The organism is Mycolicibacterium duvalii (genome assembly GCF_010726645.1).
Lineage (GTDB): Bacteria > Actinomycetota > Actinomycetes > Mycobacteriales > Mycobacteriaceae > Mycobacterium > Mycobacterium duvalii.
This window is the reverse complement of the sequence record NZ_AP022563.1, coordinates 1,593,477-1,616,783: the sequence shown is the minus strand read 5'-3', so window position 1 is coordinate 1,616,783 and position 23,307 is coordinate 1,593,477. Positions and strand designations below refer to the sequence as shown.

Sequence of the window (23,307 nt, the reverse complement as noted above, 5' to 3'; positions counted from 1 at the left end):
CTGTCAGGATCGACGGCGGCCCCGGCTCTTGAGCCGGGGCCGCCCCTTTTTTCCGGGCCTGCCACACTGATCCGGTGCTGCGCATTGGATTGAGCGGAGGAATCGGGGCAGGCAAGTCCACGGTGTCGGCCACCTTTAGCGAGCTGGGCGGAATCGTCGTCGACGGCGACGTCATCGCCCGCGAGGTGGTCGAACCGGGAACCGAGGGGCTGGCCCGGTTGGTCGAGGCGTTCGGCGAGCAGATCCTGCAGCCCGACGGCTCGCTGAACCGTCCGGCGCTGGCCGCCATCGCCTTCAATGATGACGACGCCCGCAATACCCTGAATGGCATCGTGCATCCGCTGGTCGGTCAGCGACGCGCCGAGCTCATCGCGAGCGCCGCGGCGGACGCCGTGATCGTCGAGGACATCCCGTTGCTCGTCGAATCGCAGATGGCGCCGATGTTTCCGTTGGTGATCATCGTGCACGCCGACGAGGAGCTTCGGGTGAAACGACTGATCGAGCACCGCGACTTCAGCGAGGAGGACGCCCGCGCGCGGATCGCGGCGCAGGCCACCGAGGAGCAGCGCCGCGCCGTGGCCGACGTGTGGCTGGACAACTCCGGGACCGCCGACCAACTCGTCGCGCAGGCCCGCGCGCTCTGGCAGGAGCGCATCGCGCCGTTCGCGCGCAACCTGCAAACGGGACAGCCGTCGGTTCCGCGGCCCGAGGTGGTGCCGGCCGACCCCCTGTGGGCGGCGCAGGGACAGCGCATCGTGGCGCGGCTGCGGACCATGTGCGGGCACCGCGCGCGGCGCGTCGACCACATCGGTGTGACCGCGGTGGCTGGTCTGGACGCCCAGGATGTCATCGATGTGCAGATCACCGTGGAATCCCTGGACGTCGCAGACGAACTCACCGACCCGCTGCTGGCGGCCGGTTACGTCCGCACCGAGATCACCGAGGACGCCGGCGAGGCGGACGCGCGCAGCACCGTCGCCGAGTTCGACCACCGCGATGACCCGTCATTGTGGGCGAAGCGGCTGTACCGTTCGGCCGACCCCGGCCGCCCCACCAACGTGCACGTGCGTGTCGACGGCTGGCCGGGCCAGCAGTTCGCGCTGTTGTTCGTCGACTGGCTGACCGCCGATCCGGCAGCACACGACGACGATGCCTATCGCCGCGCGTGGCGGTGGGCGGACGCCACCGGGTGGCGGCCTCGCGGTTAAGCCGGCGGCGCGTCGGGTGGCGGCGGCGCCGGTTCTCCAGGCGGGGCAGGCGGGGCGGCGGGGTCGGCAGGAACGACGTTGGTGAGCCCGCTGACCGGGACTTCACAGGTCAACGCTCCGTAGTCCGGGTCGTCGCGCTGGGGCAGCACCCGCGGAGCGATGAAGTCGTCGGCCTGGGCGACCAGCGTGTCGTCGACGAGGATCTCGCAGTGCAGGTTCGCCGAGTACGGCCACTGGATGGAGATCCGCACGTTGGCGATCTCGGAGGACGGCAGCACGGTGTTGGCCTCGAAGACCCGTCCCGGCACCATCGTCGGATTCGCGACCTGAACCTGGTCGCCCTCTGCTTCGTAGGCGATCGTCGCGCCGCGCGAGACCCCGTCGATCCGGGCGCGGTAGGTGACGTTGTGCAGGATCTCCGGAGCCTGGGTCTGGGTCTCCAGCTCGGGGCCGCCGTCGGGCTGAGCGGTCGCAGCGCCCGCCACCAGCAGCCCCGTCCACGGCAGGGCCGTGGCCACGACGACAACGCCGGCGGTACGCGCCCGTCTCCTCGCCCTCACGGAGACGAGTCTAGGCCGTCCGCCATGTCAAGATCATCCCGATTCCCCGCAACCAGGAATCCAGGTCGTAGTCGTGACGTGCCAGCGCGGCGACGGTGTCGATCGCGACGCGCACAGCGCGCTCGGCGACATCGGGGCCGATCAGCCCTTCCCGCACCGCGGCCAGCAGCTCGTCCACGTCGGTCACCTGCACGGAGTCGCCGGTCCGCAGCACCAGATCCAGGTAGTGGTCCTCCCCGGACCAGCAGGTCGGGCCCCGGTGATAGTCGCCGACGTCGAGGTAGAAGTCCTGGTCACGCTCGTGGCCGGGATTGAAGTGGAACACCGTGACCCGCAATCCCAGCCCGGGGAGCAGCCACGACTCGAGGTAATGGAACTGCGCCCGGCCGGGCGTGGGGCGGGCCATGTACAGGCCCCACGGCGTCTCGGTGTAGTCGTCGACCGCTCGAACCACGCCCTTCGGGTCGGTGTTCGTGCGGGCGGCCAGGTCGAAGACCTCGTGCTTGGGAGGGTGGATGTGGTTCAGGATAAGGGTTGCGCACGCGCGGAACAGAACATGTCGGCCTCAGGTTCTACCCTGGTGAAATGGCTTTCGCGACCGAACATCCAGTGCTGGCGCACTCCGAGTACCGCCCGGTGGACGAGATCGTGCGCACCGGCCGGCGCTTCGAGGTCGTCAGCGAATACGAGCCGGCCGGTGACCAGCCCGCCGCGATCAACGAACTGGAACGCCGGATCCGGGCAGGGGAGAAGGACGTGGTGCTGCTGGGCGCCACCGGCACCGGCAAATCCGCGACCACGGCGTGGCTGATCGAGCGGCTGCAACGGCCCACGCTGGTGATGGCGCCGAACAAGACACTGGCGGCCCAGCTGGCCAACGAGCTTCGGGAGATGTTGCCCAACAACGCCGTCGAGTACTTCGTCTCGTACTACGACTACTACCAACCCGAGGCCTACATCGCCCAGACCGACACCTACATCGAGAAGGACAGCTCGATCAACGACGACGTCGAGCGGCTGCGCCACTCGGCGACGTCGAACCTGTTGTCGCGCCGCGATGTCGTCGTGGTGGCATCGGTGTCGTGCATCTACGGTCTGGGCACGCCGCAGTCCTACCTCGACCGCTCGGTGGAGCTGAAGGTGGGCGACGAGGTCCCCAGGGACGCACTGCTCAGACTGCTGGTCGATGTCCAGTACACCCGCAACGACATGGCGTTCACCCGCGGCACCTTCCGGGTCCGCGGCGACACCGTCGAGATCATCCCCTCTTACGAGGAGCTCGCCGTGCGCATCGAGTTCTTCGGCGACGAGATCGAGGAGCTCTACTACCTGCACCCGCTGACCGGGGACACCATCCGCAAAGTCGACTCGCTGCGCATCTTTCCGGCGACGCATTACGTCGCCGGCCCGGAACGCATGGCCCAGGCGATCTCGACCATCGAGACCGAACTCGAAGAGCGTCTGGCCGAGCTGGAGGGCCAAGGCAAGCTGTTGGAGGCCCAGCGGCTGCGGATGCGCACCAACTACGACATCGAGATGATGCGCCAGGTCGGATTCTGTTCGGGGATCGAGAACTACTCGCGCCACATCGACGGCCGCGGTCCCGGCACCGCGCCGGCGACGCTGATCGACTACTTCCCCGAGGACTTCCTGCTCGTCATCGACGAATCCCACGTCACCGTGCCGCAGATCGGTGGCATGTACGAAGGCGACATCTCCCGCAAGCGCAACCTGGTCGACTTCGGTTTCCGCCTGCCGTCGGCGGTGGACAACCGTCCGCTGACCTGGGAGGAGTTCGCCGACCGGATCGGCCAGACCGTCTACCTGTCGGCCACGCCGGGACCCTACGAGCTCAGCCAGACCGGCGGCGAGTTCGTCGAGCAGGTCATCCGGCCCACCGGGCTCGTCGACCCCAAGGTCATCGTCAAACCGACGAAGGGCCAGATCGACGACCTGATCGGCGAGATCCGCACCCGCACCGAGCGCGACGAACGGGTGCTGGTCACGACGCTGACCAAGAAGATGGCCGAAGACCTGACCGATTACCTGCTGGAGATGGGGATCCGGGTGCGGTACCTGCATTCGGAGGTCGACACGCTGCGCCGCGTCGAATTGCTACGTCAGTTGCGACTGGGGGAGTACGACGTCCTGGTCGGCATCAACCTGCTGCGTGAGGGTCTCGACCTGCCCGAGGTCTCGCTGGTCGCCATCCTCGACGCGGACAAAGAAGGTTTCCTGCGGTCTCCGCGCAGCCTGATCCAGACCATCGGGCGTGCCGCGCGCAACGTCTCCGGTGAAGTGCACATGTACGCCGACACGATGACCGACTCGATGAAGCAGGCCATCGACGAGACCGAGCGACGCCGCGCGAAGCAGATCGCCTACAACGAAGAGCATGGCATCGACCCGAAGCCGTTGCGCAAGAAGATCGCCGACATTCTCGACCAGGTGTACCGCGAAGCCGACGACACCGAGGCCGTCGAGGTCGGCGGCTCCGGTCGTAACGCGTCGCGGGGTCGGCGGGCGCCGGGTGAGCCGGGCCGGGCGGTCAGCGGCGGCATCGTCGAGGGCCGCGACACCGCCAACATGCCGCGCGCCGAGTTGGCCGATCTGATCAAGGATCTGACCGAGCAGATGATGGCTGCGGCCCGGGACCTGCAGTTCGAATTGGCCGCCCGGATCCGCGACGAGATCGCCGACCTGAAGAAGGAACTGCGCGGCATGGACGCCGCGGGCCTGAAGTGAGTTGATCTGAACCGCGGTTGAGGTTCTACGGTCAATGTCGTGACCGACACCGCGGCTGTGCCCACCGGGACCTGGCGGATGCTGCTGGGCCCGACGAATCTCGGTGCGTCTGCGGTGTTGGCCGGCGGCGTCGCGCTGTATGCGACCAACGAGTTCCTGACCATCAGCTTGATGCCCAGCGCGGTCGCCGAGATCGGCGGCCACCGGCTCTACGCATGGGTGACCACGGTCTATCTGGTGGGTTCGGTCATGGCCGCGACGACCGTGCATGCGCTGCTGATGAAGGTCGGTCCGCGGTGGGCCTATCTGCTCGGTCTGAGTGTCTTCGGCGCCGGCAGCGTCGGGTGCGCGCTGGCGCCGAGTATGGAGGTGTTGCTGGTCGGGCGCACCGTGCAGGGCGCCGCCGGCGGCTTGCTCGCCGGACTGGGATACGCGGTTATCAACACGGCGCTGCCGAGTGAGCTGTGGACCCGGGCGTCGGCGTTGGTGTCGGCGATGTGGGGCGTGGGGACACTGCTCGGCCCGGCCGCCGGAGGCCTGTTCGCGCAGTACAGTTCGTGGCGGTGGGCGTTCGGCGTCCTGGTCGTGATGGCCGCCGCGATGTCGGTGCTCGTGCCGATCGCGCTGCCGGCACGCACACCGCCCGACCGCAGTACGCCGGTGGTGGGGGTGCCCGCCCGTTCTCTGCTGCTGCTGGGCGCTGCGGCGCTGGTGGTCAGCATCGCCGGTGTCCCGCGCCATGCGGGGCTGACCGCGGTCCTGGTGGGGGTGGCCGCGGTGCTGGTGCTGGTGTTCGTATCCGTCGACCGGCGCGCCCCGGCCTCCGTACTTCCGCCCAGCACCTTCGGTCCGGGCCCGTTGAAGTGGATCTATCTGACGTTGGGCGCATTGATGGCCGCGACGATGGTTGACATGTATGTGCCGTTTTTCGGGCAGCGCCTTGCGTACATGACGCCCGTCGCCGCCGGCTTCCTTGCCGCCGGTCTGGCCATCGGCTGGACTGTGGCCGAGGTCGTCAGCGCCTCACTGACCGGTCGCCGGATCGTGGTGCGCACCGTGACGGTGGCTCCTCTGGTGATGGCGACGGGCCTCACGGTGGGCGCCCTGACCCAGCATCAGAATGCGTCGCCGGTGCTCATCGCGTGCTGGGCGGTGGCGTTGACGCTCAGCGGGGTGGGCATCGGCATGGCGTGGCCGCACTTGTCGGCGTGGGCGATGTTCAGCGTTGCCGATCCGGGGGAGGGGCCCGTCGCTGCGGCGGCGATCAATACGGTCCAGATCATTTCCGCGGCTTTCGGCGCCGCGCTGGCGGGCGTGGTGGTCAACCTCACCGACCGCGGTGACGCCACCGCAGCCCGCTGGCTGTTCGCCGGCTTCGCGGTGCTGGCCGCGCTGACGGTGGTGGCCTCTTCGCGAAGTTCGCGGACCGGGGCGCGCGCCAAGTTACGGTCTGCGTGAACGCAACACTGTTGTGCACCAGCTGTTCTGGCATCACAAGGGTCACTGCGGCCGTTCAGGTGGAGAGCCTTCGCACCAGGGTCCAGTGGTTGCCGTCGGCGTCGCGCCGATACGAGATTTCGTCGAGGACCCGATGCGCGATGGCCAGTCCGCGACCCCGTTCAGCGGTGTCGTCCGGCATGGCGACCGTCGACAGGTCCACCGGTGCGGCATGACCGTCGTCGGTGAAGGTGATGCGCACCGCATCGGGCAGGAGCGCGACCTCCATGCGCAGGCGCACCGGTTTTCCGTCGGCGGAATGCTCGATGATGTTCGAGGCGATCTCGCTGACCGCGAGTTCGACATGCATTCGGGCGATGTCGGGGATCTCGTGCGCCGCCCATGTCTCGTCGAGGACCTGTTGAATGCGTTCCAGGGTGTCCTCGCCGGTCCTGGTTTCCAGCACACGGTGCTGTTCAGGCCCGGTCATCGAAGGCACTTTCCGGTGACGGGTGCACGCTGAGCACCCGGTTGAGGTTCGTCAGTTCCAGCACCGTCGTCACCTGGCGCGTGGGTGCGGCGATCCGCAGGTCCCCACCGGCCTGGCGGGCCACCTTCAACCCCGAGATCAGCGCCCCGAGGCCCGAGGAGTCGATCAGCTCGGTCTTGCTGAGGTCGACGACGACGCGGCTCTGGCCACCGTCGACGAGTGTGTGCAGGTGCTTGCGCAGGACCGGGGCGGCGACCATGTTCAGCCGTCCGTCGGCGCAGACCACGACGGCGCCGTTGTCCAGTGTGCGGGTTTCGAACTGCCCCATCAGGTTTCCTCCGTTTCGTGTCCGCGGTAGCGGACGGCCTGGAACACCACACTGAGTATCACCACGTCGAACAACACCCAGAAGAGATTGACGCCGACACCGAGTACGGAAATGGCGCCGAAGTAAAGCTGCACGATGCCGATGACGGACGCGACGGCCAGTAGCGCGATCGCCACCAGCTGCCACCGGACCAGATGCCAGGGGATCGCGCCGGCTTCTTGTCTGGTCTTCGGCGTCACCGCGAAGCCCAGCGGCCGGTCGAAGAACACGTTCATGAAGGCGGTCACGCAGGCCCGGATCCACACCGGGAACAGGGCCAGGCTGTACTGCTGACCGCGCCAGGTCGGGGTCCCGCGGCTGATGATGATGAACATCAGCTGGTTGAGCACCAGGAACGGGATGAGCCGTCCGAAGAAGTCCCAGCTGTAGGCTTGCACCGGCATGATGCCGAAGATCAGGTAGATCGCCGGCGCGGCGATGTAGGCCAACGCGGCGAAGCCGGCCAGGTAGCTCCACATCGTGGCCCAGTACATCAGCCGCTGCCCGATACTCAAACCCTTCTGCACCAGGGGGTTCTCGCGCAGCATCACCTGGACGGTGCCTTGGGCCCACCGCAGTCGCTGGGTCAGCATCGTGCGCACGTCGTCGGGAGCCAAACCCCGCGCGAGGATTTCGTGGTGGTAGGCCGACTTCCAGCCTTGTGCGTGCAGGCGCATACAGGTGGCCATGTCCTCGGTGACCGAGATGGTGGCCATCGGCAGCATCGGCTGGGCCTCGTCGTCGCGGCCCACGTCCACAGCGCGGACCATCGCACTGATCGATTCGATCGCCCCCAGCGGAGACCACTCCCGGGTGGTCAGCGATTCGAGCGCCTCGTCGTCGAAAATGACTGTCGACGACGTGCGTTGCGGGTCCTCCTGCAATGCGGCGATGACGTCGAGATCGGCACGCATCGCGGTGATGTCGGCCTCGACGACGGTCCTGGCTGCGGCGTCGACGGCCCGCTGAAAGTCGTAGGTGATGTCGGCCAGCGGGCGCTTGTCCCGAACCTGGCCGCGGGCCGCGCGCACCGCATCCTGCACCGATTCCAGCGCCGCGCGCACCTGTGGTTGATCTTCCGGCACCTGGGAGCGGGCGCTCTTGAGGATCTTCCGCGCGGCGTACAGCGTGCGGCGCACCCCTTCCTCGACGGCGTGCACATAGCCCCGGATTCCGACCTGCATCAACGCTTCTCGGCGCAGCACCGCGTTCGACCCGCAGAAGTACGCCGCGTTCCAGCCGTCTTTGCCCTGTTGGATCGGACCGTAGAACAACGGGGCCTGACTGCCCAACGGATCACTGAACGGCACGTTGTGGAAATACTGGGGGGTCTGGACCAGCGCCATGTGCGGGTCACGGAAATAACCGAGTGTGTGGTCGAGGATCTGCGGTTCCGGAACCTGGTCGGCGTCGAGAACGAGGATGAACTCGCCCTGCGTCTCGAACAGCGCGTTGTTCAAATTGCCGGCTTTGGCGTGGCGTGGCTTGTCGGCCCAGCTGGCCGACCGGGTGACGTAGCCGATGCCGCGTTCGGCCGCCGCGGCCGCCAGATCCGCCCGGTTGCCGTCGTCGAGGATCCACGTCTGGTGCGGGTAGGTGATCGCCACGGCGGCGGTGGCGGTCTCCATCACCATCTCGATGGGCTCGTTGTACGTGGTGATGAACACGTCGACAGTGGCGCCGTCCGGCGGCGGTGGCGGCGGGTCGCGTCGCAGCAGCCGCCACATCGTCAGACCGAACAGCAGCGAGTCGATGACGCTGTAGGTCTCGGCGATGATCAGGGGCACGGCGATCCACCACGCCGGCCAGTTCACCGACGCCACCCAGCGCCACACGATGTAGTTCAGCCCGAGCAGGGCCGTGGTCAAGATCAACAGCCGCAGCCACAGAGATGGGTAACGGCCGACCGGGGTGTGCGGCAGGCGGTGCCTCACGAAGTCACTTCGCGACGGATGGCCACCAGGGTGATGTCGTCGAGGGGTGGCTGACGCTTCTGCAGTTCCCGCGCCTGGGCGCACAATTCCTCGGGGTCGGAGTACCGGGCCATGAACGCGACCGCGGCATCGATGTCGTCGCCGTCGGTGATCAGATCCAGCACGCCGTCGGAAGCCACCACCAGGGTGTCGCCGGGTTGGAGCTGCACGTCCCGGCATGTCCACCGGTCGTCGGGAAGGATCCCGAGGGGAAGACCGTCGCTGTTGAGTGGCTGCACACCACCGCCGTGGCGCACGACCGCGGCGAATCCGTGTCCGGCGTCGATGTAGTGCACGGCTCCGTCGTCGGTGCGCAGCTTCAGATGGAACAGCGTCACGAAACTCTCGGTGCTGTCCAGGTCGTCCTGAATCTGGACGTAGGTGGTGTTGACCGCCTCGGCGAGGTCGCCGGTACCGGCCTGGTCGACCGCGCGCGTCGCCCCGCGCAGCGCCGAGCGCACCGTCGCCGTCAGGATCGCGGCGCCGAGTCCCTTGCCCATGACGTCGGCGACGGTGAAGACCATGCCGTCGTGCACCGGGTAGTGGTCGTAGAAGTCTCCGCCCACCGCGAACGCGGGCAGGCACAGCGCGCAGACGCGGTAACCCGGGAGGTCACCCAGGGCGGACGGAAGTAGTTGCCGCTGAACGGTTGCCGCGCGTTGCAGGTCGTCGGAGCTCTGCATTTCGCGCTGTGCCCATTCGGCCAGTTCCCCGAGTGCTTCGCGTTGAGCGGCACTGAGGTGGCGGGGTTTGGTGTCGTAGATGCAGAAGGTGCCGACCGGGTGACCGCCGGGACCGTACAGCGGGTAGCCGGCGTAGAACCGGATGCCGCCCTCGGCGGTGATGGCCGGCAGTTCGCAAAAGGCCGATTCCCACGTGTCCTCGAGAATCAGCGCGGGGTCCTCCGGGTGTTGGTAGCCGCGGACGATGGTGGCCTGGCAGACGGTCTGCGCGCGCGGAACGCTGCCGTCGAGATCCAGCCCGTCGGCCTGTTTGAACCACTGGCGATCCCGGTCCAGCAGCGACACCGCCGCCATCGGCACCTCGAACACGCACCGGGCCATTCGAGTGATCTGGGCGAATCTCTCTTCTGGTGCAGTATCGAGCAGGTTGAGCTGCTCAAGTGATCGAAGTCGTTGCTCCTCCAGTTCGGCTGGCACTGTGCAGGGCGGGGCCAGCGGTTGGGCGCTCATGTCCGCGGCTCCGCGGACGTCCGCTGCGCGTTCTGCAGCGCGACCCTCATCGCTGCCGCCGAGGTGCCCGAACTGCCTGTCCGCCAGTCGGTTTCCTTGTCGTGGTCGAACCAGACCAGCCCGTCGACGGTGGTCTCGGCGCACAGGAAGCTCAGCAGTGCGGTGATCCAGTCGGCCTTGCTGCCTCCGGCCTCGGCGCAGCCCACCTCGCTGATCGTCACCGGTGTGGCGCCGGCCAGCGTCCGTACCTCGGCGATGGTGTCGCCGAAGAGCTCGGCCGGTTCGATCCAGCTGCTCCAGGGCTGGCTGGTGCCCCAGTTGTAGCCGTCGATTCCGACGACATCGACGTAGTCGGGGCCCGGGAACCACTGCTCGAGCGGTGAACCTTCGGGTAGGCCCGCGTTCGCGCACCAGACCCAGACGACGTTGTGCGCTCCTTCCGCATCGAAGATCGCCCGGATACGCCGCCAGACGTCGACGTACTCCGCGGCCGGGGTGCCGCCGGGGACGCTCCAGGGGTACCAGTGGCCGTTGAACTCGTGACCGAACCGCAGATACACCGTCACACCGGTCACCGCCAACTCGCGCGCCCAACGGCGCACGTGATCGTCGAACAAACCGGCGCGCAGCATCGACATCGTCGGCGTGGGCCGCCGGTCCCACCGCCACGGCTCCCAGGTGACGACGGGCACCGCGGCCATTGCTGTGACACTTCTGATCGCGTCCACCGGCGGTGCGGCCCCGAACTGCTCGAACCACATCACCCGGTCGAGGGCGCGGCCGACGCGGCGAGACGCCGCTTGCAGCTCGCGGACAGCAAACGGTCCGCCTTCGGTAGTCACCCCGTACAGGAAACGCTCAGGCGCCATCCCCACCCGACCCAGGTTATGGCACATCGTGGGGGCGTTGCCGAAAATCGGCCACAGTTGCGGGGATCGGGCGGATCCAAGGTTCCGACGGCGAACAACGGCGTATTTGCTGGCAACGCATCGGAGCCGATCGCTGGCAATGCCGATGTGTGATTGTCCGGTCAGCGAGGTGGCGGTCGCCCTCTCGCTGAAGGCCGTGCAGACGACGCCCGTGTCCCATGTCATGGTGGTCGCGGGATACCTGACCTCGTTCGTGCTGCCGGGGTGCGCGGCTGCGGCGTCGTGCTGGTCGAAGTCGGCGGGGCGCACTGACGCGCCGCGGATTATCCGCAAACTCGGCGAGTTCGCCACTTTGTTGCAACACAAATCAGCATCTGTTGAATCACCGTTGCATAGCTGCAGTGGGCTAATTTGCTGATCTTGTGACAGCGTGTTTGCGTGCACAGTTTCCAGGTACGCCGGGCCTTCGGTGCTGCGTTGCTGTCGGTTGTGCTCGCCTTCCTCGCCGCCGTCCAGGCGCCGGTGGCGTCCGCCGTGTCGTGCCCGGACGTCGAGGTGGTCTTCGCGCGTGGCACCAGTCCGCGACCCGGCCTGGGGACCGTCGGTACTGCGTTCGTCAGTTCGCTGAAATGGAAGCTGCTCGGCAAGAGGGTGTCGTACTACGCCGTGAATTACCCGGCAAGCTGGAACTTCTCCAAGTCGACCAATGCAGGCGCGGTGGACGCCAACAAGCACGTCCAGTACATCGCCGGCATGTGTCCGGAGACCAAGATCGTGCTCGGTGGCATGTCGCAGGGCGCTGGGGTGATCGACCTGATCCTCATCGGGAACCGGACGGTGTGGTTCTTCAAGCCGGTGCCGCTGCCCGACGCGATGGTCGATCACGTGGCCGCCGTGGCGGTCTTCGGCAATCCGGCCCGCGACGTCTACGGCGGGGGACCGCTGACGAGTATCAGCCCGCTCTACGGAAACAAAGCCATCGATCTGTGCGCCGATGGCGACCCGTATTGCTCGCGCGGGCTCAATTTCTTCGCTCACTTCGCCTACACCCGTAACGGCATGGTCGACGAAGCCGCCACCTTCGCCGCACGGCGGGTTCTGGGACGAGACGCCTGAGTCGTCGTCACCGCCCGGACTCCGGGTCGTATCGGTTCGGTAACCGAATGATCGGGCGGGGCCTCGCGCACGCTAGGTTCTGTGCGGGGGAAGACGCTGAAGGAGCGATAGAAAAGCCATGGCACGCAATGCCTCTCGTGCTTCTGCCGCAACGCTGGCCATGGGGGCGCTGGCGCCGCTGCTGATGTGGTCGGCCCCGGCGGGTGCCGAACCCAGCCCGGGTGTGCCGTGCCTGGATCTCGTCGCGCGGCTGGCGGCCGAGCCGCCCAGCGCACCCAGTGTTTCCGACGCCATCGCCACCGCGGCCAACGCGCTCGACGGGATCGTTCCGGCGCAGCCGCCCAGCCTGCCGCCGGTGCCCGTCGCTGACGTCGCCCACGGTGTCGCGGCGATGGCGGCGCCCGGCCCGGTGCCGCCCCCGGTCGATGCGGTGAGCCCGGCCGTCGCCGAGACGGCGCCACTCATGCACGCGTCCGCTGCGATTCCGCCGGCACCTCCGGGCCCCCCGGTGCCAGTGCCGGTGCCTCCGATACCGGCCGCGGTCGCCGCGCCCGCGCCGCCGGTCCCGCTCGCCCCGCCGCCGGTCGCCCCGGCCCCGGTCGCGACGGCCCCCGTGGTGCCGGTCGCGGCGCCCCCGCCGCCTCCGGTGCTGCCGGATCTCCCGGTCGCGCCATACTCTGCGGAGGCCGTCACCGCGCCGGCCCCGCCGGCGACTCCCGCGCAGGTCCCACCGGAACCCGTTGCTGCTGAAGCGGTTCCAGCCGCACCGCCGCCCGAAGCGGTGCCTGCCGCACCGCCGCCCGAAGCGGTGCCTGCCGCCGTGGCGCCTGGTGAGGTCGTCGAAACCGCGGCCGTCGTCGCCGAGGCGCCACCGGTGCCGCCGGCCGCTCCCGGACCCGCGCCGGTGCTGCACGCCGCCGGTGGCCCGGGCGTGGTGCCGGCGCCGGGCCCGATCGTGACCGTGGTGCCCGCCGGGGTGCCTGCGGCGCCCGTTCCTGCGGTGCCGCTCGGAGAGGTCGTGCCGGCTTTGCCGTTGTGGCCGGCAAGCTTGCCGATGCCGACCGACCTCGTCTGCGAGGGCACCGCGTGGTCAGCAGACGCCGCCGACACCGGCACGGATCAGGACAGGATCTCGTCGCCGGTTCGGCGCGAGCGCTGGTGACTTCTGTTGGGGCAGTGCCGGTGTACCCGTCGTCACGTCGGCGTGGCAGCGTGATGTCGGTGTCAAAGCACCCGCCACCATCTGCAACGATGGCATCTTGGTGTGGTGATTCGTGCCCATGCCCGCCTGATGCCGGGTTACTGTCTCGGGTGGCTCTGGAACTGACGCTGGGAGGATATGGATGAACACCTATCAAACCGTGGTGGTTGGTACGGACGGATCTGATTCGTCGTTGCGTGCCGTCGACCGCGCCGGCCAGATTGCTGCGGGGGCAAATGCGAGGCTGGTCGTTGCCACGGCGTACTTCCCGCAGGGTGAGGATCAGCGAGCCGCGGACGTCCTCAAAGACGAGGGCTACAAGATGTCGGGTAACGCGCCGATTTATGCGATCCTTCGCGAGGCGCGCGACCGCGCCAAGGCCGCCGGTGCGCAGAACATCGAAGAGAAGGCCGTGGTGGGCGCGCCTGTCGACGCACTCGTCGAGTTGGCCGAAGAGGTCGGCGCCGACCTGCTGGTCGTCGGTAACGTCGGGTTGAGCACCATCGCCGGACGCCTTCTCGGCTCGGTGCCGGCCAACGTGGCGCGCCGGTCCAAGAGCGACGTGCTCATCGTGCACACGACGCCCTGACGGCGAGTCCCGGGAACGTGAGGACCCTGGGTCGGCGGTGACCGACCCAGGGTCCTGTTTCGTCCAGGGTCCTGTTTCCTAGGTGTTGGACGCCTTCGCGATGGCACTGATCGCCGCATCCAGCGTGGCGTTGAACTCGTCGTCGCTCTGCTGGGCGGTGAGCCCCTCGGTGAGGGCGCGCGAGAAGCTGGCGATCACACCATGGTTGGCCGTCAGCTTCTCGCAGGCCTCCTCACGGTTGTAGCCGCCCGACAGCGCCACCACGCGCAACACCTTCGGATGATCGACCAGTTCGCGGTACAGGTTCGCCTCGTCCGGCAGCGTCAGCTTGAGCATGACGACCTGGTCATCGGCCAGACTGTCGAGGCCCTTGAGCAGAGCGGCCTTGAGCTGTTCCTCGGCCTTCGCCTTCTCCGGGCTGTGGATGTCGACCTCGGGCTCGATGATGGGTACCAGGCCCGCGGCCAGAATCTGCCGGCCCACCTCGAACTGCTGGTCGACGACGGCTTCGAGGCCACCGCCGGGCATCTTGATGACCGAGCGCATCTTGGTGCCGAAGACGCCCTTCTCACGCGCACGCTTGAGCAGATCGTCGAGGCCCGGGATCGGCTTCATCACCTGGGCGCCGTCCTTCTCCTCGGCCAGCCCTTTGTCGACCTTGAGGAACGGCACGATCTTCTTGGCCTCCCACAGGTATTCGGCAGTGGGCTTGCCGTCGATCTCGCGGTCCATCGTGTCCTCGAACAGGATCGCGCCGACGATCCGGTCGCCGTCGAAACTCGGGCTGGTGATGATGCGGGTTCGCATCTCGTGGACGAGGTCGAACATCTCCGCGTCACCGGAGTACGCGTCCTCGGCGATGCCGTAGAGCTTCAACGCCTTGGGCGTGCTGCCGCCGCTCTGATCCAGCGCGGCAATGAAGCCGGAGCCGCTCTGCGCCTTCTTGAACTGATCGCTACTCATGTTCCCTTTCCTGACTACCTGTCACCCTTTGAGTCACCAGCCACGCTCACGCCATTCGTCCAGATGCGGGCGCTCGGTCCCGAGCATGGTGTCATCGCCGTGTCCTGGATACACCACGGTCTGATCTGAGAAGACATCGAATACCCGGCTGGTGACATCGCCCAGCAACTGTTCGAAGTCCCCGTCCTTCCAGGTCTTGCCGACACCGCCGGGGAACAGGCAGTCGCCGGTGAACAGATGCACCCGGTCGTCGGTGGGCGGCCCGCTCAACGCCAACGCCACCGAGCCGGGGGTGTGGCCCCGCAGGTGGATCACATCGAACTGCAGTGCGCCGACGTCGACGGTGTCGCCGCCGGCGAGCAGCCGGTCCGGCGACACCGGCAACGGCCCGGCGTCGAGCGCGTGGGCCGCGGTCGGGGCGCCGGTCGCGCGGACGACCTCCTCGAGCGCCAGCCAGTGGTCCTGGTGCTGGTGGCTGGTGACGATCAGCGACAGCTTCGGTGCGTAGCGCTCGATGAGCTCGAGCAGGATCGGCGCGTCGTTGGCGGCGTCGATCAGCAATGTGTCACCGGTTCGGGAACACGTCACCAAGTAGGCGTTGTTATCCATGGGGCCGACCGACACCTTCACGATCGATGCGCCGGGGAGAGTGCGCCGCGCCGCCGTGCGGGGCTCGACGTGGCCCGTGTAGTTCTCGTCGACGACTGTCATGGCCGTCACGTTACTTTGCCTGGTAAGGCCCGTGGAGAGACCGTCGGGTAAACGTGACGGAACCCTCGGCGCGCAACGTGTCGGTGGTCGTGTCGGTGGGCACACATAGCATGGGTCTGAATTGCGTCCCGTTGCGTTCGGGATCGCTATGGGCATGACTTGAAAGGACATCGTTGGCCGACCGCCTGATCGTCAAGGGTGCCCGGGAGCACAACCTGCGCGGTGTCGATCTCGACCTGCCGCGCGACGCCATGATCGTGTTCACCGGACTCTCGGGCTCCGGTAAATCGTCGCTGGCTTTCGACACCATCTTCGCCGAGGGACAACGGCGTTACGTGGAGTCGCTGTCGGCCTACGCACGGCAATTCCTCGGGCAGATGGACAAGCCTGACGTCGACTTCATCGAGGGGCTCTCGCCCGCGGTGTCGATCGACCAGAAGTCCACGAACCGCAACCCCCGCTCCACGGTGGGCACCATCACCGAGGTCTACGACTATCTGCGCCTGCTCTATGCGCGTGCCGGTACTCCGCACTGCCCGGTGTGCGGGGAACGTATCGCGCGGCAGACCCCGCAGCAGATCGTCGACCAGGTGCTGGCCATGGACGAGGGACTGCGCTTCCAGGTGCTCGCGCCGGTGGTGCGCACCCGCAAGGGCGAGTTCGTGGACCTGTTCGACAAGCTCAACACGCAGGGTTACAGCCGCGTACGGGTGGACGGTGTGGTGCACTCGCTGACCGACCCGCCGAAGCTGAAGAAGCAGGAGAAACACGACATCGAGGTGGTGGTCGACCGGCTGACGGTCAAGGCCACCGCCAAGCAGCGTCTGACCGACTCGGTGGAGACGGCGCTGAACCTCGCCGACGGCATCGTGGTGCTCGAGTTCGTCGATCGTGAGGACGATCATCCCCACCGCGAGCAGCGTTTCTCCGAGAAGCTGGCCTGCCCGAACGGTCACCCGCTGGCGGTCGACGACCTGGAGCCGCGGTCGTTCTCGTTCAACTCGCCCTACGGTGCCTGCCCCGAGTGCCTGGGCTTGGGGATCAGGAAGGAGGTCGACCCCGATCTGGTCGTGCCGGATCCCGACCTCACCCTGGCCGAGGGCGCCATCGCCCCGTGGTCGATGGGCCACACCGCCGAGTACTTCACCAGAATGCTCTCCGGCCTGGGCGATCAACTGGGCTTCGACGTCGACACCCCGTGGAAGAAGCTGCCGGCCAAGGCGCGCAAGGCGATCCTCGAGGGCTGCGACGAGCAGGTGCATGTGCGGTACAAGAACCGCTACGGCCGCACCCGGTCGTACTACGCCGACTTCGAAGGCGTGATGGCGTTCCTGCACCGCCGCATGGAGCAGACCGACTCCGAGCAGATGAAGGAGCGGCTCGAGGGCTACATGCGCGACGTGCCGTGCCCCGAGTGCGACGGCACCCGGCTCAAGCCCGAGATCCTGGCCGTGACGATGACGGCGGGCGCCTTCGGCGCGAAGTCCATCGCCGAGGTGGCCGAACTGTCCATCGCCGAATGCGCGCAGTTTCTCAACGCGCTGACCCTGGGCACCCGGGAGGCCGCCATCGCCGGTCAGGTGCTCAAGGAGATCCAGTCCCGGCTGGGTTTTCTGCTCGACGTCGGCCTGGACTACCTGTCGTTGTCCCGGGCCGCGGGCACCCTGTCCGGCGGCGAAGCACAACGCATCCGGTTGGCCACCCAGATCGGGTCGGGCCTGGTCGGCGTGCTCTACGTGCTCGACGAGCCGTCGATCGGTCTGCACCAGCGCGACAACCGTCGGCTGATCGACACCCTGGTGCGGCTGCGCGACCTCGGCAACACGCTGATCGTGGTCGAACACGATCTCGACACCATCGCCCATGCCGACTGGGTGGTCGACATCGGTCCGGCGGCCGGTGAGCACGGCGGCCAGATCGTGCACAGCGGAACCTACGCGGACCTGCTCAAGAACCCGAACTCCATCACTGGGGCGTATCTCGCGGGCAAGGAGGAGATCGAGGTCCCGGCGTTTCGGCGGGTCGCGGACAAGAAGCGCCAGCTCACCGTCGTCGGTGCGCGTGAACACAATCTGCGTGGCATCGACGTCGCGTTCCCGCTGGGTGTGCTGACCTCGGTGACCGGGGTGTCCGGCTCGGGCAAGTCCACGCTGGTCAACGACATCCTGGCGTCGGTGTTGGCCAACAAGCTCAACGGGGCCCGCTTGGTGCCCGGGCGGCACACGCGGGTCAACGGGCTGGACCACCTGGACAAGCTGGTCCGCGTCGACCAGTCACCGATCGGGCGTACTCCGCGGTCCAACCCGGCCACCTACACCGGTGTGTTCGACAAGATCCGGACCCTGTTCGCCGCGACCACCGAGGCCAAGGTCCGCGGCTACCAGCCCGGCCGGTTCTCCTTCAACGTCAAGGGCGGCCGCTGCGAGGCATGTTCGGGTGACGGCACGATCAAGATCGAGATGAACTTCCTGCCCGACGTGTATGTGCCGTGTGAGGTGTGTCAGGGCGCCCGGTACAACCGCGAGACACTCGAGGTGCACTACAAGGGCAAAACGATCGCCGAGGTGCTCGACATGTCGATCGAGGAGGCCGCGGACTTCTTCGCGCCGATCAGCTCGATCCACCGGTACCTCAAGACGCTGGTCGACGTCGGTCTGGGCTACGTGCGGTTGGGCCAACCGGCGCCGACCCTGTCCGGCGGCGAGGCGCAGCGCGTCAAGTTGGCCTCCGAGCTGCAGAAGCGATCGACCGGGCGGACCATCTACATCCTCGACGAGCCCACCACCGGTCTGCACTTCGAGGACATCCGCAAGTTGTTGACGGTGATCAACGGGCTGGTGGACAAGGGCAACACGGTCATCGTCATCGAGCACAACCTCGACGTCATCAAAACCTCGGACTGGATCATCGACATGGGTCCCGAGGGCGGGTCGGGTGGTGGCACCGTGGTCGCGACCGGGACCCCGGAAGACGTCGCGGTCGACCCCGACAGCTACACCGGGCATTTCCTGGCCGAGACCTTGGGCATGGCCCGGCCGAAACCCAAGGCGCGCCGAAGGACCAAGGTCAGCGCTTGATCGCAGGGGAGGGGAAGCGGGGATTGACCCGCACCCCGTTCAGCCAGTGCGTGAGCGCGTGGGCTCGCTCCGAGAGTGCTTCGCGCGCAGAGCGTCCGACATCCTCGAGCAGGATCAGTTCGACGTCGCCGTCGGCATCCTGACGCCACGCTCCGACGACGCGGCCATCCACCCAGACCGTCGGGCCGGCATTGCCGTTGCGGTCGAACACCGCGTCACGGTGTGGTCCCAGGTACCAGTCGCGCTCCGACCAACCCATCGTGGTGACGTCGAGCGCGGGCAGTAACGCACACCACTCGGTGGGTTCGGGATCGGACCCGTCGTCACCGGGCAGCACGTAGCCGACGGTGCCGTCCATGGCGACCTCGACGGCGTCGAGTTCGGCCAGCGCCCGGCGGACCCAGCCCAGCGTGGTACCGAACCACCACTTCAGGTCGGTGACCGTCGCGGGGCCGAACGCGTACAGCCAGCGCCGAACCAGCTGCGCGCGAGCCCGCTCCGGGGTCACGGCGTCCGCGGGCGGCAGCCACTGGCCGGCGGTGACCCACTGCGGTCGTGACGTCGTCCAGCCACCGTCGTTCGGTCCGCGGAGGATCTCGCCGCGTGCCGACAGCACAGTCAACACGCGCGGCGCCACATGCCCTTCGCCGCCATACGGTTTGCCCGGCGCCGGGTCATGGGTGCCGGTCAACTCGGGAAGGGCCTCGCGCAGCTGCCGCGCCGAACAGGGGCCCGCCGCGTGCAGGTGGCGGAGCACCGCGGCGCACGCCGTCTCCAGCCAGGCATTCCCGTCAGCGGCTACCCCCGACTTCTCGGCGTCGGCAGCCAGCCGACGGGCCTCGTTGGCGGCCACCCGGTCGCTGGCCCCGGACTGCACCTCAGGTAGGTCCTGCGGGCGAACGACCCACAGGGTGCGCCGCATCGCGAGGTGTTTGACCAGTGAACGGCGTTCGTAGAGGGCGCCATTCAAGTCGTCCACGGTGTAGCCGGACCGCCGCGCCCACAACGACAGGTGCGGGGTGGCCGGATCGGTGGCATGCAAGCCGACCAGCGCGCCGGTCACCGCCTCGACGGAGTCGGCGGGCGCCAGCAGATGATGACGCCGCGCCAGACGGGCACGTCGCTGTTCGACGGTGAACCGCTGCATGAACCCGACGCTAGCTGCGGGCTCCGACAGTCAGCGTTTCAGGAGCTACTGATCGTCGCCGGTCATCGACTTGCGGATCTCGGCCAGCCGCTCGGCGGCGGCTCGCTGCCGAGCGTCGTACTGCTCTTCGACGGCGCGGCCCTCGGGCGTCTCGGACGCCAGCTCGGCCGACCCGATCGCGGTGCCGTAGCGGGTCTCGATCTTCTCGCGCACGGAGTCGAAGGTCGGCACCCCGTCGGATGTGTAACCGGTCTCCTCGGGCGCGACGGGTTCCGGTTCGGGCGTCGCCTGTTCGGGCATGACGCCACCGTATCGCGACATCCCCCGACTCAGAAGGGGCCGCGATAGAGGTAGGTCTACCGGGGTTTGGCGAGCGGGAACGGCAGGGTTTCCCGGATCGACCGACCGGTGATCAGCATGACCACCCGGTCTACCCCCATGCCCAGCCCGCCGGTCGGCGGCATCGCGTACTCCATCGCCTGCAGGAAATCCTCGTCGAGCTCCATCGCCTCGGGATCACCGCCGGCCGCCAGCAGCGACTGCTGCTGCAATCGGCGCCGCTGCTCCACCGGGTCGGTCAGCTCGCTGTAGGCCGTTCCGAGCTCCACACCCCACGCCACCAGGTCCCACCGCTCCGCGACCCCCGGGATGCTGCGATGGGGCCGGGTCAGCGGCGACACCGACGTCGGGAAGTCCTGATAGAACGTCGGTTCCCGGGTCTGTCCCTCGACGAGATGCTCGTACAACTCGAGGACGACCGCACCGGCGTCCCAGTGGGTCAGGTACGGCACCCCGGCGGCATCACAGAAGCGGCGCAACGTGGTCAGGTCCGTCTCAGCCGTGACGTGTTCGCCGAGTGCTTCCGAGACCGCATCGTGGACGGTTTTCACCGCCCACGAGCCGGAGACGTCGACGGGTTCGAGCACGCCGTCCCGACGTGGCCGCAGGAAGACCTGAGCACCGTTGGCGGCCTGCGCCGCGTTCTGGATCAGCTCCCGGCACCCGTCGATCCAGACCTGGTAGTCGGCGTGCGCCTGATAAGCCTCCAGCAGGGTGAACTCTGGATTGTGGCTGAAATCGACTCCTTCGTTGCGGAACGCCCGCCCCAACTCGAAGACCCGTTCGACTCCGCCGACGCACAACCGCTTCAGGTAGAGCTCCGGGGCGATACGCAGATAGAGGCCGAGGTCGTAGGCGTTGATGTGAGTCAGGAAGGGCCGAGCGTTGGCGCCGCCGTGGATCTGCTGCAGGATCGGCGTCTCGACCTCCAGGAACCCCTTTCCCACCAGGGTCTCCCGGATGGCGTGCAGTACACCGCTGCGTGCTCGGATCAACTCCCGGGCCTCGCTGTTGACGGCCAGGTCGACGTAGCGAGCCCGCACGCGAGATTCCTGGTCGGTCAACCCTTTCCACTTGTCGGGCAGCGGGCGCAGGCATTTGCCGATCAGCCGCCACCGGGTCACCAGCACCGACCAGACCCCGGACCGGCTGCGGCCCATGACGCCGGTGGCCTCGATCAGGTCGCCGAGATCGATCGCCCGGGTGAAGTCCGCGCAGGTCCCGTCGAGACGCGAATCGTCGAGCACCAGCTGCACCTCTGCCGACCAGTCGCGCAGTTGGACGAAGAGCACACCTCCGTAGTCGCGCAGCCGTAGCACCCGTCCGGCCACCGTCACCTCGAATCCCTCGTCCGACGAAAGCGCCTCAGCGATAGTGTGACTCGGCGGTACGCCGACCGGATACGGGTCGGTGCCGTTGTCCTGCAACGCTTTCAGCTTGGCCATCCGAACTCGGACCTGCTCCGGCAGGCGGGGCTGCGGATCGTCGAAGGTGCCCAGTTCAGTGTCCGGGTCGGGTGCGGTGCCGTCGCTGTGCAGGAGGCCGGTGGCGACCAGCGCGCCGGGGGCCGCGACGTGCTGGCCGGTGTGCGGCTGGTCGTGACGGCGGGAAAAGGGCAGCACCAGAAACCCTTCGGCGATCACCGACGCCACACCGACCCGCGGCACCTCGCGGGCATCCTCGTAACACGCATACCGCGGCACCCACTCCGGCTGGTACTTCATGTTCGACCGGTACAGCGTCTCCAGCTGCCACCAGCGGGAGAAGAACACCAACAGCCCCCGCCACAGGCGCGCGACCGGCCCGGCGCCCAGCTGGGCGCCTTGTTCGAACGCCGACCGGAACATCGCGAAATTCAGCGAGACCCGGGCGATGCCGACCTCCTCGGCCCGCAGGCACAGCTCGCTGACCATCAACTCGATGGTCCCGTTGGGCGACTGCGGCGAGCGACGCATGAGATCCAGCGACGCCCCGTTGGGGCCCCACGGCACCAGCGAGAGCATCGCGACGACCTCGTCGCCGTCGACCGCTTCGACCAGCAGGCAGTCCCCGTCGGCGGGATCGCCGAGCCGGCCCAGGGCCATGGAGAATCCGCGTTCGTCGTCGGTGTCGCGCCAGGCGTCTGCGCGGCGGATCACCGCCGCCATGTCGTCGCTGCTCAAGGTGCGGTGCCGGCGCATCCGGACGGTGACTCCGGCGCGTCGAGCACGGGTGACGGCCTGCCGGACCGCGCGCATGTCCGGGCCGGAGAGCCGGAAATCCTCGGTGTGCAGGATCGCCTCGTCGCCGAGTTGCAGGGCACTGAGGCCGGCGTTGCGGAAGGCCTGCGCGCCGGCCGCGGAAGCACCCGTCACCCCGGGGGCCCACCCGTAGCGCTGACACAGCTGCAGCCATGCGTCGACGGCCTGCGGCCAGGCCTTGGGATCACCGATCGGGTCGCCGCTGGCCAGGCACACCCCGACCTCGACCCGGTAGGTCACGGCTGCGCGTCCACTGGCGGCGAACACGACGGCCTTGTCGCGCCGGGTGGCGAAGTAGCCGAGCGAATCGTTCTTCCCGTACACCTCGAGCAGGCCGCGGATGGCCGACTCGTCCTCACCGGTCAACGCATTGACCGCGCGTTGCGACTGGAACAGCACGATCGCCGCCGCAACCAACGCCAGCGCACCGAACAGACCGAGCACCGCATTGACGAGTACGTGCGGCTCGCCGGAGAAGGCGTCCGCATCCGCACCGGCGAAAGCGCTGACCCTGTTCAGCGCGTACCAGAACCGGTACGGGCGGGCGAGCGTGCCCGGGAAAACCTCCAGCAGCGCCCACCCGATCAGCGTCCCGGCCGCCATTCCGGCGACCAACACCACCGCCGCCTTCAGCAAGGCGCCACGGCGCACCTTCGCCCAGAATTCCTTGCGCGCCAGCAGCAGGAACACGACCGCCGCCAGGTGAAAGGCGAGGCCGATCAACTCGCCGACGTGCTGCGGCCACCGCTGGCCGCCGTCGATCAGTTCACCGACGTTCCAGATCCCGGCGCCGACGAAGTAACCGACCAGAATCCACCACGCAATGCGTTTGCGGGCCGCCAGCGCCGCGGCCAGCAGGGCCAGCACGACGGCCCACGCGAAACTGGTGTCGGGAAAGTTGAAGATGTAGTCGTCGACGAACTCACGCGGCACCCGGATCATCCACCGCACCAGCGGAGAGATGCTCGCCAGCAGCGACAGCGTGGCGATGATGCCGACGATCCAGCCGGCGGCGGCCGGCACCCACCGGTAGCCGGACGTCGACCGTGTCCGCACGGCGGTGATCTGCGTCATAGGCCGCG

At 67.9% G+C, this 23,307-nt stretch carries 19 protein-coding genes; 7 read left to right on the top strand and 12 right to left on the bottom strand.

What is annotated here, in order from left to right; translation table 11 throughout:
* Positions 1-74 precede the first annotated feature (74 nt).
* Positions 75-1,208 (top strand): dephospho-CoA kinase, encoded by a 1,134-nt coding sequence (coaE, locus tag G6N31_RS07390; RefSeq protein ID WP_098001451.1) that lies wholly within the window; start codon positions 75-77, stop codon positions 1,206-1,208.
* On the opposite strand, the gene G6N31_RS07385 is transcribed toward coaE, so the two are convergent.
* Both G6N31_RS07385 and G6N31_RS07380 read right to left on the bottom strand, forming a co-directional pair.
* Entirely contained in the window at positions 1,205-1,768 is a 564-nt protein-coding gene (locus G6N31_RS07385) for a hypothetical protein (protein WP_234815157.1), read from the bottom strand. The genes coaE and G6N31_RS07385 overlap by 4 nt on opposite strands.
* A 10-nt stretch (positions 1,769-1,778) precedes the next feature.
* Positions 1,779-2,285, bottom strand: a complete 507-nt coding sequence (locus tag G6N31_RS07380) for a ribonuclease FAU-1 family protein (RefSeq protein ID WP_179964323.1) — start codon at positions 2,283-2,285, stop codon at positions 1,779-1,781.
* Positions 2,286-2,353: 68 nt separating this feature from the next.
* Between G6N31_RS07380 and uvrB the strand changes: the two genes are divergently transcribed.
* Together uvrB and G6N31_RS07370 are read left to right on the top strand one after the other, a co-directional pair.
* A complete protein-coding gene (uvrB, locus tag G6N31_RS07375; protein ID WP_098001457.1) occupies positions 2,354-4,513 on the top strand; it encodes an excinuclease ABC subunit UvrB in 2,160 nt (719 codons plus the stop codon).
* A 39-nt stretch (positions 4,514-4,552) separates the two neighbouring features.
* A complete protein-coding gene (locus G6N31_RS07370; protein ID WP_098001459.1) occupies positions 4,553-5,971 on the top strand; it encodes an MFS transporter in 1,419 nt (472 codons plus the stop codon).
* A gap of 55 nt (positions 5,972-6,026) precedes the next feature.
* Here G6N31_RS07370 and G6N31_RS07365 read toward each other — a convergent pair whose 3' ends face one another.
* Genes G6N31_RS07365 through G6N31_RS07345 form a run of 5 tightly spaced genes read right to left on the bottom strand, consistent with a single transcriptional unit; the run spans position 6,027 to position 10,842 of the window.
* Positions 6,027-6,440: an ATP-binding protein gene (locus G6N31_RS07365; protein WP_098001461.1), complete on the bottom strand. Its 414-nt coding sequence runs from the start codon at positions 6,438-6,440 to the stop codon at positions 6,027-6,029.
* Entirely contained in the window at positions 6,427-6,768 is a 342-nt protein-coding gene (locus tag G6N31_RS07360; RefSeq protein WP_098001463.1) for an STAS domain-containing protein, read from the bottom strand. The genes G6N31_RS07365 and G6N31_RS07360 overlap by 14 nt, the downstream gene beginning before the upstream one ends.
* Complete coding sequence (locus G6N31_RS07355) at positions 6,768-8,741, bottom strand: glycosyltransferase family 2 protein (RefSeq protein ID WP_098001465.1); 1,974 nt, start codon at positions 8,739-8,741, stop codon at positions 6,768-6,770. Before G6N31_RS07355 ends, G6N31_RS07360 begins: the two co-directional genes overlap by 1 nt.
* A complete protein-coding gene (locus G6N31_RS07350; RefSeq protein WP_098001467.1) occupies positions 8,738-9,973 on the bottom strand; it encodes a GAF domain-containing SpoIIE family protein phosphatase in 1,236 nt (411 codons plus the stop codon). The genes G6N31_RS07355 and G6N31_RS07350 overlap by 4 nt, the downstream gene beginning before the upstream one ends.
* Positions 9,970-10,842, bottom strand: a complete 873-nt coding sequence (locus tag G6N31_RS07345; RefSeq protein WP_098001523.1) for a glycoside hydrolase family 26 protein — start codon at positions 10,840-10,842, stop codon at positions 9,970-9,972. Before G6N31_RS07345 ends, G6N31_RS07350 begins: the two co-directional genes overlap by 4 nt.
* Positions 10,843-11,280: 438 nt before the next feature.
* Between G6N31_RS07345 and G6N31_RS07340 the strand changes: the two genes are divergently transcribed.
* From G6N31_RS07340 to G6N31_RS07330, 3 genes are all read left to right on the top strand, one after another.
* Entirely contained in the window at positions 11,281-11,958 is a 678-nt protein-coding gene (locus G6N31_RS07340; protein ID WP_165776218.1) for a cutinase family protein, read from the top strand.
* Positions 11,959-12,076: 118 nt separating this feature from the next.
* Positions 12,077-13,120, top strand: a complete 1,044-nt coding sequence (locus G6N31_RS07335) for a hypothetical protein (RefSeq protein ID WP_163722088.1) — start codon at positions 12,077-12,079, stop codon at positions 13,118-13,120.
* A gap of 181 nt (positions 13,121-13,301) precedes the next feature.
* A complete protein-coding gene (locus tag G6N31_RS07330; protein WP_098005750.1) occupies positions 13,302-13,748 on the top strand; it encodes a universal stress protein in 447 nt (148 codons plus the stop codon).
* Between the two features lie 78 nt (positions 13,749-13,826).
* On the opposite strand, the gene G6N31_RS07325 is transcribed toward G6N31_RS07330, so the two are convergent.
* Positions 13,827-14,711, bottom strand: coding sequence for a fructose bisphosphate aldolase (locus G6N31_RS07325; protein ID WP_098005748.1), 885 nt, complete (start codon positions 14,709-14,711; stop codon positions 13,827-13,829).
* 33 nt (positions 14,712-14,744) lie between these two features.
* A complete protein-coding gene (locus G6N31_RS07320) occupies positions 14,745-15,422 on the bottom strand; it encodes an MBL fold metallo-hydrolase (RefSeq protein WP_098005761.1) in 678 nt (225 codons plus the stop codon).
* Positions 15,423-15,595: 173 nt separating this feature from the next.
* On the opposite strand from G6N31_RS07320, the gene uvrA reads away from it, so the two are divergent.
* On the top strand, positions 15,596-18,499 hold the full coding sequence (gene uvrA / locus G6N31_RS07315; protein WP_098005746.1) for an excinuclease ABC subunit UvrA: 2,904 nt from the start codon (positions 15,596-15,598) through the stop codon (positions 18,497-18,499).
* Here the strand turns inward: uvrA and G6N31_RS07310 are convergent.
* The 3 genes from G6N31_RS07310 to lysX are packed head-to-tail and all read right to left on the bottom strand — an operon-like array spanning position 18,489 to position 23,299.
* Positions 18,489-19,646 (bottom strand): winged helix DNA-binding domain-containing protein, encoded by a 1,158-nt coding sequence (locus G6N31_RS07310; RefSeq protein WP_098005744.1) that lies wholly within the window; start codon positions 19,644-19,646, stop codon positions 18,489-18,491. The genes uvrA and G6N31_RS07310 overlap by 11 nt on opposite strands.
* A 45-nt stretch (positions 19,647-19,691) precedes the next feature.
* On the bottom strand, positions 19,692-19,946 hold the full coding sequence (locus G6N31_RS07305; RefSeq protein WP_098005742.1) for a hypothetical protein: 255 nt from the start codon (positions 19,944-19,946) through the stop codon (positions 19,692-19,694).
* Between the two features lie 56 nt (positions 19,947-20,002).
* Entirely contained in the window at positions 20,003-23,299 is a 3,297-nt protein-coding gene (lysX, locus tag G6N31_RS07300; RefSeq protein ID WP_098005740.1) for a bifunctional lysylphosphatidylglycerol synthetase/lysine--tRNA ligase LysX, read from the bottom strand.
* Positions 23,300-23,307 lie beyond the last annotated feature (8 nt).